This window comes from Cerasibacillus terrae (genome assembly GCF_008039555.1).
In the GTDB taxonomy this organism is placed as follows: Bacteria; Bacillota; Bacilli; order Bacillales; family Amphibacillaceae; genus Cerasibacillus; species Cerasibacillus terrae.
On the sequence record NZ_VDUW01000005.1, the window covers coordinates 84594 to 101878 of the forward strand.

Sequence of the window (17285 nt, forward strand, 5' to 3'; positions counted from 1 at the left end):
CTCATTCTGACCTATTTTCACAACAGCAATCGTACCCTCATATATGTATATTCACAGCTTGACTAATCATGTATATTTAAAAGGTGAAACCTATATATTTTAAAAACGTATATATACTAATAAGCAAAAGGGGCTGGGATGATGAATAATCACGAAATTGACTACAAGTTATATGGAGATGACATGCAATTTGTAGAAGTTGAATTGGACCCACAGGAGACAGTTATTGCTGAAGCAGGAAGTTTAATGATGATGGATGATCACATCCGGATGGAGACAATCTTCGGAGATGGTTCGAAAAAACAAGGTACAGGATTTATGGGGAAACTTCTAGGTGCGGGGAAACGTGTGATTACTGGCGAAAGCCTGTTTATGACAACATTCACAAATGAAGGAGCTGGTAAAAAACACGTATCCTTTGCCTCCCCTTACCCCGGAAAAATTATCCCGATGGATTTAAGTGTATTAAATGGAAAATTAATCTGTCAAAAAGATGCATTCTTGGCAGCAGCGAAAGGTGTTTCCGTTGGCATTGAATTCCAACGTAAAATTGGAACAGGCTTTTTCGGTGGAGAAGGTTTTATCATGCAAAAACTTGAAGGTGATGGTATGGCTTTTGTCCACGCTGGAGGTACCATTCACAAAAGAGAACTCAAAGCAGGAGAAACATTACGAGTTGATACAGGTTGTCTTGTTGCGATGACAGGTGGAATAGACTATAATATCGAATTTGTTGGTGGAATCAAGACAGCATTGTTTGGTGGTGAGGGACTGTTTTTCGCAACACTTCGTGGACCGGGAACGGCTTGGGTTCAATCACTGCCATTTAGCAGACTTGCAAGTAAAGTATTTGCAGCAGCTCCTGAACGAGGAGGTTCCAAAGGAGAAGGAAGCATCGCCGATGGATTGTACAACATTTTTGGTGGCGATCGAAAATAACAACTTTTTTATCATTAAATGAAAATCTTTACACATACTAAGCCAGTAAATATTTTTATGAGGTGATAAATATGGGTAAAGACGAACATAAGAAATCAAAAAACAGCTTTCTTGCACAAACTCCGAAAAATCAAATTGCTGACGGAAAGGATATCGAGTTTTCAGAGGAACTCGCTGACCATGATGACAAAGAAGCACAGGCAAGGGCAAATGCTGCAGGTAAACGCAGGAAAAAGAAATAAACAAATAAGAGTGGTTCATGTAAACAAAAGATTTCACGTTTATATGAACCACTTTTTTTATAATGTATTTCTCCAAATAATATTAGAGTAGTCCCCACTTTAGATAAACTGCCCAAATTTTATAACCTTCATCTAATCCATAAATTTTCATCTACACTGTAGCTTTTAATGACCCCTTCTCCCTTTTTGAAATATCTGGTTTAAACCAATACTTATTCGCTAATTTTCCATAATAAGTAATGCTTTGTTGTTGAACAATAAAGGCAAGTGTCACAATTAATGCTGCCTCTGCCCCAAATGATGTTGCAGCAAGTCCAATGGCAATCGATAAATTTCGTAACACGGTACCATTTACAAGTGCAATTCCATCCTCACGATTCAGGAATTTCTTCGCAACAACCGTGCTAATGACATAGTTTAATAGATAGAAAACAATCAGAACAACAAGTGCTATAGCAATAAGTTGTAAGTTTTCAATAATCATCTTTGCCTTCATACTAATGCTTACGAAAATAACATACAACATCGCCCATATGCTTAAAGGTGCAAAACTTGGTTTTACTCCTTTTTTAAATTCTTCAGGGGTATATTTTTTCAACATGAATTTATATGTGATATGGCCAAGTAGCATCGGTAAAAAAACGACAAAAGCAATCGTTTTAAATGTCTCTAGAATATTCACATCTACATATTGACCAACCATCGCTAATAAATACCATGGGGTTAATAAAGAACCTAAAATTAAGCCAAACACGGTCAACTTCACCGCTGCTGGCACATTCCCTTTATGAATTGCTGTCCATGAAATCGTCATCCCACTTGTTGGAAGTAAAGAAGACAAGGCCAGTCCAGCAAACATGATTGGATAATCCTGTAAGAGTCCTTTCCCTAAAAGAAAAGCAACAAGCGGAATAATAGCGAAATTAATAATCAATGACAATACAAGTACTTTAGATCCCTTAAGCGAAGTAAGCTCCTTTAATTGAAAACCAACCATCGTTGCATAAATCATAATAATTGTTCCATACAGAATCGTTGGTTGTAAAAAACTCGTGTCAACAAACGCACCAATCACAAATCCCGCAACTAATACAAGCGGAACACTAATAAGCAAATTTCGCTTTGGAAAAGTATACAACTTTTTCATGTTCATGCTGAATGATTCTTCTTTTTTAATCTACACATAATACTATGTAGGGTATACCAAGAAATATAATCATTCTCCTTAAAATTGTCAATAAATTAGTTTGTAACAAGTCAAATGGATTTGCGGTATGCATTGAACCAAGCTTATCCCCAAGCAGCTTCTTCGCTTTAGAGTTTCTTATTCAGCTGTACTACTCCTAACTGTATCAACTCATCTCCATACCTCTATTGCCTTGATTTAATTCCCCTACCCTCCCCAAATCCAACTTCTTACACATCATTACACTAGTAAGATTGCATTTTTTATGATGAATCTATATACTATTCATAATATTAATTTAACTGAAAACATATAATTTATCATAAAGTGAAACTTCAATCAGTGGGAGTTTTCTTCTTCTCCCACTGATTGTTAGTTGAACGAATCGGGCCTTTACTGGCTGTTGATCCTTCACTTTTAATCTTGAGTAGCTCGAATTCTTGATGTGAAGGTCTTACAGCCAGTTAATACGCGATAAATTTAAATTTAAATACATCAATAAGAAACTTAGAAGGAGTGGACATATTACATATGACAACTAAACAGCTAGTCGAAAAATTAAAACAAATATTACCAGAAAAAAATGTATCAACAAATGAAAATTTGCGTCAATTGCATGGTACAGATGAATCTTATCATAAAGAAAGCCTACCGGATGTCGTTGTTTTCCCAGAGAATAGGAACCAAGTTAGTGAGATTATGAAAATAGCTAATAAAAACCATGTACCTGTTGTACCGTTTGGACTTGGAACGAGCTTAGAAGGGCATGTGATTCCCTATCATAATGGAATCTCGATTGATTTCTCCCTGATGAATAAAATAATAGAAATTAAAGAAGATGATTTCCTTGTTCGCGTAGAGCCTGGTGTGACAAGAACACAGCTGAATAAGGAATTAAAAAAATACGGCCTATTCTTTTCTGTTGATCCTGGTGCTGATGCAACATTAGGCGGGATGGCGGCAACAAATGCAAGTGGAACAACCGCTGTAAAATATGGTGTCATGCGTGATCAAGTACGTAACTTAGAAGTTGTGCTCGCTGATGGGACGATTATTGAAACAGGGAATCAAGCTGCAAAATCTGCTTCAGGACTACATCTAAATGGACTTTTTACAGGATCTGAAGGAATTCTTGGTTGTTTTACCGAATTAACATTAAAAGTTCATGGCATTCCAGAGCACGTTTTAGCAGCAAGGGCATCTTTTCCATCGATAAATGATGCGACAGAGGCTGTTGTTTCTATTTTACAAGCAGGAATTCCCGTTGCCCGAATCGAACTAGTCGATGAAGCCTCTATTCACCAAGTAAATATACATAGCGAGACAGATTACTATGTTGGACCTACGTTATTTATGGAATTTCATGGAAATGAAGCTGGGTTAAATGAAGACGTCGAGTTTATGAAAGCAATTGTCCAAGAACATCAATGTCAAGAAATAATTTTTGAAAAAGATAATCACGAAAGGCAAAAGCTATGGGAAGCACGTCACAATTTAGCATATGCATTTATTCATGGATATCCAGGAAGGAAATCGATGGGAACGGATGTCTGTGTACCCATTTCTGAATTAGCAAACGCCATCATGTATGCACGTGAAAATTTAGATATTACCGGATTACCTGGTGGAATTGTTGGACATGTTGGAGATGGAAACTTCCATGTGTTACTTATGATTGATATGGATAATGAAGAAGAACTGAAAAAAGCAAATAGGTTCAATGAACAGTTGGTTATGTATGCATTGAAACGCGGAGGAACATGCACAGGAGAACATGGTGTTGGTATCGGGAAACTGAAATATCAAGAAAAAGAACATGGAGAATCCTACAAAGTAATGCAACAAATAAAAAAAGTACTTGATCCAAATAATATCTTGAATAAGGGGAAATTAATAAAAATCGATGAAGAAGAAATTATCATTTCAGAGAAAAGCCACTCATTAGATAACAAAATTTAAATGCTAGCTGTTTCGTGGGGATTAGATGCAAATGATAGAACCATTCATTATTTTTATCATCAATGTATAAGAATCCTAACTAAAGACCTAATAGGAAAAAAACGCTTGACATTCTCTTACTTTTTCAGCATAATATTATAAATAGTATGAAAATAAAAAAACATGAACATTGACGGTGGACTAATAAGCGATTCATTCTGTGTTAGAGAGCAAAGTTTATTAGCTGAAAGACTTTGTCACGAGAATCTCGCTGAACCTGCCATCCGAGTCCTATAAACATAGGCGCTATCTAGCGTTATAAGAAAAAGTGGAGTGTATCGCACACTCAATTTATGGTGGTACCGCGGAAGTAAAGTTCTTTCGTCCTTTATAAAAGGATGGGGGAACTTTTCTTTTTTTTATAAAAATTACTTTTACAGGAGTTCATTTCATGCAAAAACAACGAATTGTTATCAAAATCGGCAGCAGCTCGTTAACCAATGATTATGGAGAAATTGATGTGATCAAATTACAGGATCATGTTAATGCAATAGCAGCACTTAAAGAGGAAAAGCACGAAGTTATTTTAGTTTCATCCGGAGCAGTCGCAGCAGGTTTCACCAGTTTAGGATACCCATCTCGTCCCGTTACATTAAAGGGAAAACAAGCAGCAGCTGCAGTTGGGCAGAGTTTACTCATCCAATCTTATACAGAACTATTGCATGAATTTCACATCACCCCTGCTCAAATTTTATTAACAAAACATGATTTTTCTAATCGTTCACGTTATCGAAATGCATTTCAGACCATCACAGAACTATTAGACCGGGGATTAATCCCAATTATTAATGAAAATGACACCGTTTCAGTCGATGAACTCACATTCGGAGACAATGATATGCTCTCAGCTCTTGTGAGTGGATTCATTCACGCAGATATGCTAATTATTTTAACAGATATCAATGGACTGTATGACCAAAACCCACAAATCTATCCAACAGCTAAAAGGCTTGACCACATAGAAGTGATTACAGAAGATCTACTAAAAAACGCAGAAGGATCAGGATCTAAAGTCGGAACAGGTGGAATGAAATCCAAGCTTCTGGCAGCCAAAACCGCTTCCTCTTTAGGAGTACCAGTTTTTATTGGTATTGGCCAAGGTAGGAATAAATTTTCGGAAATCATGAAAGGAAATGGTGATGGTACATATATCATGAAGCATAGACTAGGATCCATCAACACAAAACGTCAATGGATCGCCCTCCATTCCGAAGCAGTAGGAAAACTATATATTGATGAAGGTGCAGAAGATGCCATTCTAAATAGAGGAAAAAGTTTACTCCCAGCCGGTGTTTTTAAAGTAAAAGGGACATTCGAAAAAGGAGATGTCGTGGAAGTCCACAGTGTCAACGGGTTATTAGGCAAGGGTGTTGTTACCTATTCCTCAAACGATTTACAAGAATACGTTCGAAAACTCCATGATAAACAAGTTAAAAATAAATTTGTACCTAGTATTGAAATTATCCATCGAGACCATTGGGTAGAAGTTTAAACCCAGTAAAATTTTAAAATTAGGAGGAATTATAATGAGTGAAGTAAAAATAAAGGGAAAGAAAGCATTACAAGCTAGCCGGAAAATCATCAATTTAACAACAGAAGATAAAAATGAAGGATTAGAATTCATTGCAGACCAGCTTTTAAAAGATCAGTCCTCCATCCTTGCAGAGAATAAAAGAGATTTACAAATTGGAAAGGAAAATGGCTTATCTGAGGCTATATTAGATCGCATCATGTTAAATGAAAAGCGAATTCAAGATATGTCTGATGCCATCCAGTTATTAGTCGAACTTACAGACCCTGTCGGTGAAGTCATCGAAGAAATCAATAAGGAAAATGGATTAAAAATTATAAATAAACGTGTACCAATCGGTGTCATTGGCATGGTCTATGAAGCAAGACCTAATGTAACAGTGGATGCTGCTACACTTTCATTAAAAACAGGAAATGCTGTTATTTTAAGAGGAAGCTCTTCAGCGAAATACTCAAACATCGCACTTATTCAGACCATCCATAAAGCACTTAAGAAAAGTTCCATCCCTGCTGATGCTGTTCAACTACTAGAAGACACCAGTCGAGAAACAGCAAAAGAACTTTTCCAATTAAATGAATATCTAGATGTGTTAATTCCAAGAGGTGGGGAAAATTTAATCAAAACAGTCTCACAAGAAGCGACTGTTCCAGTAATTACTACAGGTGCTGGGGTTTGTCATGTGTATGTGGATGAATTTGCTGAGAAAAACATGGCTGAACAAATTGTGTTAAATTCAAAATTACAACGCCCTTCTGTTTGCAATGCCGCGGAAACTATCTTAATAGATAAACAATGGTATCAAAATCACGGGCCACAACTTCTGGAAAAACTAGTCGAAAATGGAGTTGAAATTTTCGCTGATGAAACTGCTCAATCAGGATTTTCAAAAGCAAAACCAGCAACAGTCGAGGACTGGTCTACCGAATATCTTGGACTTTCTGTTAGTGTAAAAACAACTGATTCCATTGACGAAGCTATCGACCATATAAATCGTTACGGAACCTTACATTCCGAAGCAATTATAACCGATAATGAATCACATGCTGAAAAATTCCTAAATCAAGTCGATGCAGCCGCAGTTTATCATAATGCAGCAACCCGTTTTACTGATGGATTCGAATTTGGTTACGGAGCGGAGATTGGCATCAGTACACAAAAACTACATGCCCGCGGACCAATGGGACTAAAAGCACTTACATCTAATAAATATGTTATCTATGGCCAAGGGCAAATTCGTGAATGATATTTAACTAGGAAAAGAAAAAGCAGGGATGCAAAAGCATATCCTGTTTTTTTACTATTGTATGGAAATTCCCGGATTTAGATGGTGGATGGATATCAGGGTTTTGCGGGCGATATCCGGATTTCGGTGATTATATCAGGGTTTTGCGGGCGATCATCAGCATTTCAACGAATACTAAGGCAATGTTGCTATTTAATAATCTTATCCAAATCAAAAAAGAGCAACAAACTCAATAAGTTCGCCACCCCTTCAATTAACGACTTAAATCTATTTTCTTACTTAAGAAGTAAATTACAATACCACCGATTGTCATGGACAATAACTCACCTAATCCTACGATTAACCATGTATGGAAAAATGGAAGATCAAGCATCAATGTCAATTGACCTGCTACGGTGAACATGGAAAATGCAAAAATCACTGCAGTAATCGCTATCTTCATAATTTCATTTTCCATATTTTTCGTTACCGCGCGACAAAGAATTAATACAAGAAATGTAGAAACACCGCCAATAGGTACGTCAAGTGCCCAAGTCGGTGACATAAAATTAACTATTACTACACCTAATGTTACTGCATATACATAACGTTTATGGTATAACGCTAGATAATTCAACATTTCTGATAAGCGAAGTTGGATTGCACCAAAACTTATCACAGCTAACATGGCAGTTATAACAACATATAATGATGTTACAATTGCAATTTTCGCCATTTCAACTATTGGCATACTAGATGATTTAACAACTGATTTATTCAAAGTAAAATTCTCCTTTGTAAAATAGCTAGTTTGCTATTTTAGTAATAACTACGACCAAAGAAGATGAAGTGTCGTAGTACAAGAATCACTTGCATATTTATTGTATCATAAAATACAGCAACCGGACTACCTCTATTTTATAATCCATCCACCATCAATTGGAATAACTGCACCATGAATATAACTTGCAGCTTCTCCAGCAAGATACAAAGTTAAATCGGCTACTTCCTTCGGTTGTGCCCAGCGCCCTGCCGGAGTTTCATTTGCTACCCATTTCGCCATTTCGCCACTCCCTACAAAATCTGCTTTATTCATCGGAGTCTGGATGGCTCCAGGTGCAATAGCATTCGCACGAATACCTTCCCTACAATAATCTAAATCCAGTTGTTTCGTATATCCAATAATGGCATGTTTAGATGCGGTGTATGCTGCACCACCGCCTCCTGCAACTAGCCCTGCAATCGATGCCATATTCACAACAACACCTGACTTTTGCTGAAGCATATATGGAAGTATCGCGTTTGTCACCAAATAAGTTCCTTTTATATTCGTATTCATGACCTTATCCCACAATATTTCATCCGTATCCAATGTTTTGGCATAGCCATCTAAAATTCCAGCTGTATTTAGCAAAATATGTATCACTGTAAAAGAAGCAACCGCCTCTTCCACCGCTTCCTCTACCGCTTTTTTTTCGGATACAGAACCAACTTTATATTTGAATTTCCCCTTATATTTCTTTGCAAGTTCCTGTAATCCTTTTTCCTGAAGATCCATTCCAAACACATTCGCACCATTTTCTAAAAAAGAAATCGCCTGTGCTTGCCCAATTCCAGACCCCGCACCAGTTATAAAAATAGTCTTCCCTATGTATTCGTTAAAACGCATAAAATCCCCCTAACGGAAATAGACATTTCTATTCCTGCCTACTTAACCACTTGCCAATCTTCCGCTAATATATCACATACGGTTGGCGTAAACATCGTATACCCTTCTCCTTCTACATTGATTAAAAAATAGGGGTTTAACTTTTCTTCATCATGTGTTCCTTCACCAACAAGTTTCACATATAGTTCTGCACCACCCCACCCATCGCGAATAACCTTCTTTCCAGATTTTAATAATGGCAATACCTCTTCAAAAGTCATCTAACAACATCCTTTCCTTTAACAAATATATTTTTTTACATATCCTTATTCTACCACGCTTTAAAAGTTTTCCAGAAGCAAACTTCTTCATCCACCCTCCGTTTTTCTCTCCAACCAATTCAAGCTCAATTCTGTCGATTCAATTAATGAAGGAACTGCTTTCTTTTTTCTTATCTCTAAAACCTCTTGAAAACATTGCTTTGCTTCATCCCATTTTCCCATCTCCATCAAGCACTTTCCCTGATGTTGAAGTACAAAATCCTTATATTTTCCTAATTCATTTTCACTGACAATCTTCATAGCAACAGTAAACATATCCATTGCCTTTTCATGTTCATCATTATATTTCCACGCTTCGCCTAGTCAGATATATGTAACGACTTTCTTAGAAGAATTTTCCTCTTCCCAGGCTATTTTAAGTGCCAATGTTAAATAGTGGATCGCTTTCTGTGGTTGACCAACTATTCGATAACAATTCCCCAGCATCCCACACAAAGAATATTTTTCTTCTTTATGGTCCTTGTCGTCATTCATTAATGTTAACAAATGGTTCTCAGCTATATTGGTAAATGGTGGAACTTTCGAAGGTTCTCAGAATTTCTCGCGAAGATAATCCGCCTCATCAAAATAAACCGTTTCTGCTAATCTTAAGAACTCTTGTTTTATATGATTCATTTCATTACACCTCTTCTCTACGAATGTCAATGAAAATCCGCCGCAATTAAACGGTTTTATTTTCCTTTAAATCTTGTTAATATTTCTAAATTGTTCACATATTTAATTGTAATCCCATAATTTTAAGAGGTATAGTAGAATTATAGAGTATTTTGTCCAATTAAAGTGAAAATTACTTATCTAAACTAAAGGAGTTGCAAAACATGAGTGGATTCAAAGACAAATTGAAAGGGAAAACATATCAAGTTAAAGGTGAAATTAAAGAGAAAGTCGGAAAAGCAATAGATGATCGTTCACTACAAGTAGATGGTAAAATGGATCAAACAAAAGGAGCTATATTTGAAAAAGTTGGCGAAATAAAAGATAAAGCAAACGATGTGATAGATAAAGTAGAACATAAAATTAAAGATTTAAAAGAAGAACAAGATGACTAATTAAAGAATACAATTTTTACTTACAAAAGAAATAATGATTTGTAGAACAACTAAATTAGTCAGTAAGCCACCCTTTAACAGCCTGTAAGAGAGTGGAGTCACCCCAGCTCACTGTCAAAAAGGGTGGTGGTTTACTTTATTGTCATAGATTTACTAAAAATTATTATGAAGCATAAGGAATCTTTATTACTCTTCATGATATTTATCTGCTACATCATAATTATAGCTACCGCTTCCTCTGCTAGTGTCAATGCATAAGAGTTTTCGACAAATTTCGGGAAGTGACAGGCACCTCTCTACAAAACGCTCAGCTCCTCATCTTTTATATCGCTAATAAACATACAGCCTGGTGCATGTGTGATCATGATTGATGGTTTACTTTTCATGGCGACAGCTTGTGGTGTTACACCGCAAGCCCAGAATACCGGAATTTCACCATTTTTGATGGAAACCTCTTCTCCAAAATCGGGCTTGGAAAGATTAGTTATACCGATTTCACTTGGATCACCTACATGAATTGGTGCACCATGAACTGCTGGAAACCTTGTGGTGATTTGAGTTGCACGTATTGCTTCTTCATGACGCATTGGACGCATACTGACAACCATTGGGCCTTCAAAGACACCTGCTTGTTCACAAGGAATATTTGTTTTATACATCGGTACATTTCGATTTTCTTCAATATGCCTTATAGGAATCCCACCATTTAATAAAGAATTCTCAAAAGTAAAGCTACATCCTAATAAAAAGCAAACCATATCATCTTCCCAGTATTCTTTTATGTCTGTAGCTTCTTCAACAAGCTTTCCGTCTCTATAAATTCTATATTTCGGAATATCTGTTCGAAAATCTGCTCCTCTTGCAATTTTTTTGGACCTATAAACACCCACATCTGTTACTTCTAATAATGGACAAGCTTTAGAGTTTCTCTGGCAAAACAGAAGAAAATCATATGCATATTCTTTTTTTAAAATAACTAGATTTGCCTGTGCATATCCTTTGGCCATACCAGCAGTAGAATTTGTTATTTTTCCTTTTCTTATTAAATCCCGAATTCCCTTTGCATTTATCTCTGCTAAATTTTTCACATAATCTCCCTTTCGTTCATTTATTTTGTTGATTTTTCTGATGCCTAGAACACATCTATACAAACAAAGGTTCAGGTGAAATATAATATACCTGAACCAAATTTTCTTTTATCCTAGTAATTTCGGGATTTGTTCCATTACCGTAAGAATGGCAAGATATCCCATTCCAATCGCAACAATTGCTCCTGTTATCGTTAACCATAATGGGTGTTTATAATCTCCAACAACATCTTTTTTATATGCTCCAATTAGGATTGTTCCTAGTGCAAGTGGTAAAATCAGCGCATTCAATGCCCCTGCTAAAATTAACACACTTACAGGTTGTCCAACAAATGCAAATGTTGCTGATGAAATCACAATGAACAAAATAATAATATAATTGTGATATTTATCAATCATTGGATGAAACGAACGAATAAAAGATACAGAAGTATACGCTGCTCCAACAACAGAGGTAATTGCGGCTGCCCACATAATAACACCAAATATACGGTATCCAATATCCCCTGCTGCTAATTGAAAGACGGATGCAGGTGGATTAGCGGGATCAATTGTTAAACCTTGTGTAACGACACCTAAAACTGCTAGAAAAAGCGCAATACGCAAAATTCCTGCTACACCAATTCCAATCACAGAACTTTTTGTCACCTCAGGCAGAGATTCAACCCCTTTTATTCCTGCATCTAATAAACGATGTCCCCCGGCAAATGTTATATATCCACCAACAGAGCCTCCAACAAGCGTAACAATTGCAAATATGTCAATTGTTTCGGGCTTCACTGTATTAATGAGGGCTTCTCCCACGGGTGGAGAGGTTGTAAAAGCAACATAAAGCATCAGAATAATCATCACACCACCTGCGATTTGAGTGATTTTATCCATTACTTTGCCTGCTTCTTTAATAAGAAATATCATTATTGCAAAAATTGCGCTAATAATAGAGCCAGCTATCGGATTAATACCCAACATCGCATTTAGTCCAAGACCAGCACCAGCAACATTCCCAATATTAAATGCTAAGCCACCGATAACTATGAAGACGGATAATAATATTCCTAAACCTGGAAAAACCTTGTTAGCGATTTCATGACCTCGTAAACCTGACACCGCTATAATTCGCCACACATTAACCTGTGCAAACACATCCAAAATAAGTGAAATAAGTATAACAAAAGCAAAACTAGCAGCTAATTGCTGAGTAAAAACCGTTGTTTGCGTTAAAAATCCAGGTCCAACAGAAGAAGTTGCCATTAAAAAGGCAGCTCCTAGTAAAATACTTCTTGATTTATTTTTGTCTTTTGAATTTTCAACAGATAAATCTTTCAATGGGGCTTTTTCTGCCACTTAAATCAAATCCTTCCAATTTTGTACAGAACTAACTGCAATATTTTTTTGTTCTAATGTTTCCTTAATCTTTCGTGCAAACATAATTGCATGTGCCCCATCACCATGAAGACAAACGGTATGTGCCCGAAGATTGACTTCCGTATTTTGCTGAGATAAAGCCTTACTTTCTTTAACCATTTTAATTACTTGATTAATAGAAAGATTTGTATCAGTTATTAATGCATCTTTTTGTAATCTCGATGTTAAAGAACCATCCGCTTGGTATGTTCGATCTGCAAATACTTCATGAGCAGTTGGCAAACCAACCTTCTCCCCTGCCTTTGTTAATTCACTTTCTGAAAGGCCAAATAAAATGAGTGATGGTGAGATATCATAGATTGCTTTTGCTATCGCTTCTGCAAGTGCTTTATCTTTGGCAGCCATATTATAGAGTGCTCCGTGTGGTTTCACATGTTGTAATTTTTCATTAAATGTTGATAACACTCCCTGTAAAGCACCAATTTGATAGACAACCATATCATAAGCTTCTTGAGGGGAAATCTTCATTTCTCTTCGACCAAACCCTACCAAATCAGGCAAACCAGGATGTGCCCCAATTTTCACACCATGTTTCAGTGCTAATTGTACAGTTTCACGGATCACACTAGGATCACCACTATGAAATCCACAAGCCACATTTGCTGAAGTCACATATTTTAATATTTCTTCTTGATTAACAAGCTGATAAGGGCCAAAGCTTTCTCCTAAATCACAATTTAAATCTATTTTGTACATATTGATTCTCCTTTTTCTATACTTTTAATGTATGGGAAGCGTTTTCAATTTTGTTTGTTCCATTTAACGGAACACGAGTTTTAATTAGATGAACAATATAGTACCACAAAATAAATAATGTGTGAAGGGTTAGAAAATATTTTAAACTAAAAAATAAAAAAATTTCTATTCAAATTAACGCATCACCTCGCACCACGACTATCTTTATTACCTTATCATTTTCTATTTTCTAATTATTTTATACTTGTAATTCTATTTAAATTTAATACAATAGAAAATATACCGTTTTACAAAACCTTGTTACCGAATTACGAAACTGGAGATGTTGCTATTGTCTAACTTACGGAAAATAAACATGCGTTCTTTAGGGGACTCCGCAATTGTTATCGAATTTGGAGATGATATTAATCCCCTTATTCATGATAAAGTGATCCAATTGATAAAAATAATTGAACAGGATCCTTTCGAGGGATTTATTGAAGCGGTTCCATCGTATACAAATGTGACCATTTATTATGATTTTGTAACCGTTTATAAAGCCTTTTCTAATAAAAACAATCAAACTATATCGAAAATAGTTAGCGCTTTCATAGAAAACTATCTTCATAAACTAACAATTGATGCTAAATTAGAACATCGAACAATAGACATACCTGTGATATATGGTGGAAAATTCGGACCGGATTTAGAAGAAGTTGCAACACATAACGCGATTTCTTCTGAAGAGGTTGTCAAAATTCATTCTTCCAAAGAATATCTTGTCTATATGATTGGCTTTGCACCTGGATTTCCTTTTTTAGGTGGAATGGACGAAGCGATAGCCATCCCGAGGAAAAACACACCTCGCCCTGCTATCCCAAGTGGTTCTGTAGGTATTGCAGGAAAACAAACCGGAATCTATCCGTTTGAAACACCAGGTGGATGGCAAATCATTGGCCAAACACCACTTGAATTATTTCTTCCGAATATGTCTCCTCCAACACGATTGCAATCTGGGGATAAAATTCGCTTTGTTCCAATCACGCAGGAGGAATACGAACACTACAAGGAGGAACACCAATGAGTATGAAAATTCTCCATCCTGGCCTAATGGCAACCATTCAAGATTTGGGTAGGTATGGTTCTCAAAAATATGGCGTCATTGTTAGTGGTGCCATGGATATCGTATCACTTAGAATTGCAAATCGATTAGTCGGAAATGATGAAAAAGAAGCAGGAATCGAAATTACTTTATATGGGACAAAAATAGAATTTCAAGAAGATCATCTAATTGCCATCACTGGTGGAGATTTACAAGCTACAATTGATGGAAATCCAGTAGCCATGTGGCGGCCAATTTTTATTCAAAAAGGATCTATCCTTCACTTCACTTCAGCAATTAAAGGATGTAGGGCTTATCTTGCCATTGCGGGAGGCCTTGCAATTCCAGAAAAAATGGGAAGTAGGAGTACCTATTTACGTGCTAAGATTGGTGGATATGAAGGGAGAACTCTACAAAAAGATGATGTTTTACAAACGAGAGACATATCGAAAACAAATGAAATGTTTATAAAAAAAATGCAGAGTTTAACAGAACCCCTTTCATGGTCTGTAAATTACAGCGCATTCTTTTCATTTAAGAAAACACAAACCATTCGTATATTACCGGGATCTGAATATGAGCGGTTTGACACAAACAGCCAACAGCACCTTCTACAAAAACCATATACCGTCACAATGAACGCAGACCGAATGGGATATCAGTTAAAGGGGAACAAATTACAGCTTACAGAAGAATTTAACCTATTATCAGAGGGAGTTACTTTTGGAACAATTCAGGTCCCAACAAATGGCCAGCCAATTATATTGATGGCTGATAGGCAAACAACCGGTGGATATCCAAAAATAGCTCAAGTTATTTCTGCCGATTTACCTAAATTAGCACAAATGCAACCAACTAATCAAATTCTTTTCGAATTAACTTCCATAGAAAAAGCAGAGCAAGCATTACTAAAACGAGAACGTAAATTATACGAATTATCTATCGGAATTCGTTTAAAAACATTATAGACTAATTGGGGGAACAACATATGAATACAACAGAATTAAAAGAAATTATTCAAATTATTGAACAATCCAATGTTGACGTATTAAAACTAGAGAAAGATGGTTTTAAAATATACTACCAAAAATCAGGTGCTATTTTATCCAACCCAGAGCTTGAATTCACAGAAAAAGAAGCACCACCAAAGGCAAAAAAGTCTGCTGATGAAATAAAAACTGAAGTTCAATCAAAAGAAAAAAAAGAAAGTAATGTACAATTAATCAAGTCCCCGATGATTGGAACTTTTTATAGACGACCTAATCCGGATGCCGAACCACTTGCAGAAGTCGGAACAATGGTTAATATAGATGATCCTGTCTGTGTATTAGAAGCAATGAAATTACTTAGTGAAGTAAAAGCAAGTATTAAAGGAGAAATAACTGAAATCCTAGTCGAAGATGGACAATTAATCGAATTTAATCAACCTTTATTTCGAGTAAAGGTGAGTGAATCACATGATTAAAAAGGTACTCATCGCCAATAGAGGAGAAATTGCCGTTCGGATTATTCAAGCCTGCCAAGAACTAAACATTGAGACAGTGGCAGTTTTTTCCGAAGCAGATAGAGAAGCACTTCATGTAGAACTTGCCGAGGAAGCGTACTGTATTGGACCAGCTCCTTCCAGTCAAAGCTATTTAAACATCGAGAACATCTTAAAAATTGCAACACTAACAAATGTCGATGCGATTCACCCGGGGTATGGATTTTTAGCAGAGAATGTGGAATTCGCATCCCTTTGTAAACAATGTGATATCACATTTATTGGACCATCCCCTGAATCTATTAAACAAATGGGGATTAAAGACGTAGCACGACAAACTATGAAGGAAGCAAACGTGCCGATAGCACCGGGATCGGATGGAGTGATCCAAAATAAGGATGAAGCCATTCAACTAGCCGAGGAAATTGGTTTCCCAATCATCATTAAAGCAACAGCCGGTGGCGGCGGAAAAGGTATCCGTGTTGCAAGAGATGTAGATTCACTAAAAAAAGGAATCGAAATCACAGAACAAGAAGCAAATACAGCCTTCGGTAACCCTGGAGTATATCTCGAAAAATATATAGAAGATTTCCGGCATATCGAAATCCAAATCTTAGCTGACACCCATGGAAATACCGTGCACTTAGGAGAAAGAGATTGTACCATTCAACGAAGAATGCAGAAGTTAATCGAAGAAACACCATCACCTGCTATAACCACTGAAACACGTGAGAAAATGGGCGAATCTGCTATCCAAGCAGCAAAAGCTGTAAACTATGTAGGTGCTGGGACAGTCGAATTTATCTATGATTATGTAAATGACATTTTCTATTTCATGGAAATGAATACAAGAATTCAAGTAGAGCATCCGATCACAGAAATGGTAACAGGAATTGATATTGTAAAAGAACAACTCCGTATCGCATCTGGATTAGAGTTGCAAATCAAACAGGAAGATATCGAGCAATCCGGTTGGTCCATGGAATGCCGGATTAATGCAGAAGACCCGGAGAATAATTTCATGCCTTCCCCTGGAGAAATAAAACAAATCATTCCCCCTGGTGGATTTGGTATTCGCGTTGATACCGCGGTCTATCCGGGGTATACGATTCAACCATTTTATGATTCCATGATTGCCAAACTCATTGTCCATGGGAAAAATCGAGAAGATGTAATTACGAAGATGAAACGAGCACTTCAACATTATACAATAAAGGGTGTCAAAACAACCATTCCATTTCTTTACCAAGTTTTGCAGAACGAAGATTTTATTAGTGGGGAATATAATACAAACTTCCTTAAAATTTACAGTGAGAAACAAGAAGTTTGATAGAGACGAGAGAGTCTTATATCGCC

The 17285-nt window shown here is 36.5% G+C and carries 18 protein-coding genes; 10 read left to right on the forward strand and 8 right to left on the reverse strand.

From position 1 onward, the window contains the following. Positions 1–141: 141 nt before the first annotated feature. Complete coding sequence (locus tag FHP05_RS08910; RefSeq protein ID WP_147667223.1) at positions 142–939, forward strand: TIGR00266 family protein; 798 nt, start codon at positions 142–144, stop codon at positions 937–939. A 71-nt stretch (positions 940–1010) separates the two neighbouring features. After that, positions 1011–1181 carry a YfhD family protein gene (locus FHP05_RS08915; RefSeq protein ID WP_147667225.1) on the forward strand — a complete coding sequence of 57 codons (171 nt, stop codon included), beginning with the start codon at positions 1011–1013 and terminating at the stop codon, positions 1179–1181. A 151-nt stretch (positions 1182–1332) separates the two neighbouring features. On the opposite strand, the gene FHP05_RS08920 is transcribed toward FHP05_RS08915, so the two are convergent. Continuing rightward, positions 1333–2328, reverse strand: a complete 996-nt coding sequence (locus tag FHP05_RS08920) for an arsenic resistance protein (protein WP_147667439.1) — start codon at positions 2326–2328, stop codon at positions 1333–1335. Between the two features lie 570 nt (positions 2329–2898). Between FHP05_RS08920 and FHP05_RS08925 the strand changes: the two genes are divergently transcribed. From FHP05_RS08925 to FHP05_RS08935, 3 genes are all read left to right on the forward strand, one after another. After that, entirely contained in the window at positions 2899–4326 is a 1428-nt protein-coding gene (locus tag FHP05_RS08925; RefSeq protein WP_147667227.1) for an FAD-binding oxidoreductase, read from the forward strand. A 430-nt stretch (positions 4327–4756) separates the two neighbouring features. Beyond that, the gene (gene proB, locus FHP05_RS08930) at positions 4757–5857 is read left to right on the forward strand and encodes a glutamate 5-kinase (protein WP_147667229.1); all 1101 of its coding nucleotides are present in this window, start codon (positions 4757–4759) and stop codon (positions 5855–5857) included. Positions 5858–5891: 34 nt separating this feature from the next. Then, positions 5892–7139, forward strand: a complete 1248-nt coding sequence (locus FHP05_RS08935) for a glutamate-5-semialdehyde dehydrogenase (RefSeq protein ID WP_147667231.1) — start codon at positions 5892–5894, stop codon at positions 7137–7139. A 253-nt stretch (positions 7140–7392) separates the two neighbouring features. On the opposite strand, the gene FHP05_RS08940 is transcribed toward FHP05_RS08935, so the two are convergent. The 4 genes from FHP05_RS08940 to FHP05_RS08955 all read right to left on the reverse strand — a co-directional run bounded on the left by FHP05_RS08940 (position 7393) and on the right by FHP05_RS08955 (position 9362). After that, complete coding sequence (locus tag FHP05_RS08940) at positions 7393–7899, reverse strand: QueT transporter family protein (protein ID WP_230973972.1); 507 nt, start codon at positions 7897–7899, stop codon at positions 7393–7395. Between the two features lie 132 nt (positions 7900–8031). After that, a complete protein-coding gene (locus FHP05_RS08945; protein WP_147667233.1) occupies positions 8032–8787 on the reverse strand; it encodes a 3-oxoacyl-ACP reductase in 756 nt (251 codons plus the stop codon). A gap of 38 nt (positions 8788–8825) precedes the next feature. Then, complete coding sequence (locus FHP05_RS08950; RefSeq protein WP_147667235.1) at positions 8826–9047, reverse strand: DUF2829 domain-containing protein; 222 nt, start codon at positions 9045–9047, stop codon at positions 8826–8828. 87 nt (positions 9048–9134) lie between these two features. Then, positions 9135–9362: a tetratricopeptide repeat protein gene (locus FHP05_RS08955; protein WP_191126305.1), complete on the reverse strand. Its 228-nt coding sequence runs from the start codon at positions 9360–9362 to the stop codon at positions 9135–9137. A 563-nt stretch (positions 9363–9925) separates the two neighbouring features. Here FHP05_RS08955 and FHP05_RS08960 point away from each other — a divergent pair. Continuing rightward, complete coding sequence (locus FHP05_RS08960) at positions 9926–10156, forward strand: CsbD family protein (protein WP_147667239.1); 231 nt, start codon at positions 9926–9928, stop codon at positions 10154–10156. 296 nt (positions 10157–10452) lie between these two features. Here the strand turns inward: FHP05_RS08960 and FHP05_RS08965 are convergent, their stop codons facing one another. The 3 genes from FHP05_RS08965 to FHP05_RS08975 form a co-directional block, all read right to left on the reverse strand. After that, on the reverse strand, positions 10453–11244 hold the full coding sequence (locus FHP05_RS08965; protein WP_147667240.1) for a putative hydro-lyase: 792 nt from the start codon (positions 11242–11244) through the stop codon (positions 10453–10455). Positions 11245–11352: 108 nt separating this feature from the next. After that, positions 11353–12495, reverse strand: a complete 1143-nt coding sequence (locus FHP05_RS08970) for an NRAMP family divalent metal transporter (RefSeq protein WP_147667444.1) — start codon at positions 12493–12495, stop codon at positions 11353–11355. 93 nt (positions 12496–12588) lie between these two features. Then, a complete protein-coding gene (locus FHP05_RS08975) occupies positions 12589–13365 on the reverse strand; it encodes a LamB/YcsF family protein (protein WP_147667242.1) in 777 nt (258 codons plus the stop codon). A gap of 355 nt (positions 13366–13720) precedes the next feature. Between FHP05_RS08975 and pxpB the strand changes: the two genes are divergently transcribed. Genes pxpB through accC form a run of 4 tightly spaced genes read left to right on the forward strand, consistent with a single transcriptional unit; the run spans position 13721 to position 17259 of the window. Further along, the gene (pxpB, locus tag FHP05_RS08980) at positions 13721–14428 is read left to right on the forward strand and encodes a 5-oxoprolinase subunit PxpB (protein ID WP_147667446.1); all 708 of its coding nucleotides are present in this window, start codon (positions 13721–13723) and stop codon (positions 14426–14428) included. After that, positions 14425–15414, forward strand: coding sequence for a 5-oxoprolinase subunit C family protein (locus FHP05_RS08985; protein ID WP_147667244.1), 990 nt, complete (start codon positions 14425–14427; stop codon positions 15412–15414). The genes pxpB and FHP05_RS08985 overlap by 4 nt, the downstream gene beginning before the upstream one ends. Before the next feature lie 20 nt (positions 15415–15434). Then, positions 15435–15911 carry an acetyl-CoA carboxylase biotin carboxyl carrier protein gene (gene accB / locus FHP05_RS08990; RefSeq protein WP_147667246.1) on the forward strand — a complete coding sequence of 159 codons (477 nt, stop codon included), beginning with the start codon at positions 15435–15437 and terminating at the stop codon, positions 15909–15911. Beyond that, positions 15904–17259, forward strand: coding sequence for an acetyl-CoA carboxylase biotin carboxylase subunit (accC, locus tag FHP05_RS08995; RefSeq protein ID WP_147667248.1), 1356 nt, complete (start codon positions 15904–15906; stop codon positions 17257–17259). Before accB ends, accC begins: the two co-directional genes overlap by 8 nt. Positions 17260–17285 lie beyond the last annotated feature (26 nt).

Bases quoted from the DNA above. Each gene is read 5' to 3' on its own strand.
- FHP05_RS08985 (WP_147667244.1), top strand. From the start codon at position 14,425: ATGAGTATGAAAATTCTCCATCCTGGCCTAATGGCAACCATTCAAGAT.
- FHP05_RS08910 (WP_147667223.1), top strand. From the start codon at position 142: ATGAATAATCACGAAATTGACTACAAGTTATATGGAGATGACATGCAA.
- proB (WP_147667229.1), top strand. From the start codon at position 4,757: ATGCAAAAACAACGAATTGTTATCAAAATCGGCAGCAGCTCGTTAACC.
- FHP05_RS08955 (WP_191126305.1), bottom strand. From the start codon at position 9,362: ATGTTTACTGTTGCTATGAAGATTGTCAGTGAAAATGAATTAGGAAAA.
- FHP05_RS08975 (WP_147667242.1), bottom strand. From the start codon at position 13,365: ATGTACAAAATAGATTTAAATTGTGATTTAGGAGAAAGCTTTGGCCCT.
- FHP05_RS08935 (WP_147667231.1), top strand. From the start codon at position 5,892: ATGAGTGAAGTAAAAATAAAGGGAAAGAAAGCATTACAAGCTAGCCGG.
- FHP05_RS08915 (WP_147667225.1), top strand. From the start codon at position 1,011: ATGGGTAAAGACGAACATAAGAAATCAAAAAACAGCTTTCTTGCACAA.
- accC (WP_147667248.1), top strand. From the start codon at position 15,904: ATGATTAAAAAGGTACTCATCGCCAATAGAGGAGAAATTGCCGTTCGG.
- FHP05_RS08945 (WP_147667233.1), bottom strand. From the start codon at position 8,787: ATGCGTTTTAACGAATACATAGGGAAGACTATTTTTATAACTGGTGCG.
- FHP05_RS08970 (WP_147667444.1), bottom strand. From the start codon at position 12,495: ATGGCAACTTCTTCTGTTGGACCTGGATTTTTAACGCAAACAACGGTT.
- pxpB (WP_147667446.1), top strand. From the start codon at position 13,721: ATGCGTTCTTTAGGGGACTCCGCAATTGTTATCGAATTTGGAGATGAT.
- FHP05_RS08950 (WP_147667235.1), bottom strand. From the start codon at position 9,047: ATGACTTTTGAAGAGGTATTGCCATTATTAAAATCTGGAAAGAAGGTT.
- FHP05_RS08960 (WP_147667239.1), top strand. From the start codon at position 9,926: ATGAGTGGATTCAAAGACAAATTGAAAGGGAAAACATATCAAGTTAAA.
- FHP05_RS08920 (WP_147667439.1), bottom strand. From the start codon at position 2,328: ATGAAAAAGTTGTATACTTTTCCAAAGCGAAATTTGCTTATTAGTGTT.
- FHP05_RS08925 (WP_147667227.1), top strand. From the start codon at position 2,899: ATGACAACTAAACAGCTAGTCGAAAAATTAAAACAAATATTACCAGAA.
- accB (WP_147667246.1), top strand. From the start codon at position 15,435: ATGAATACAACAGAATTAAAAGAAATTATTCAAATTATTGAACAATCC.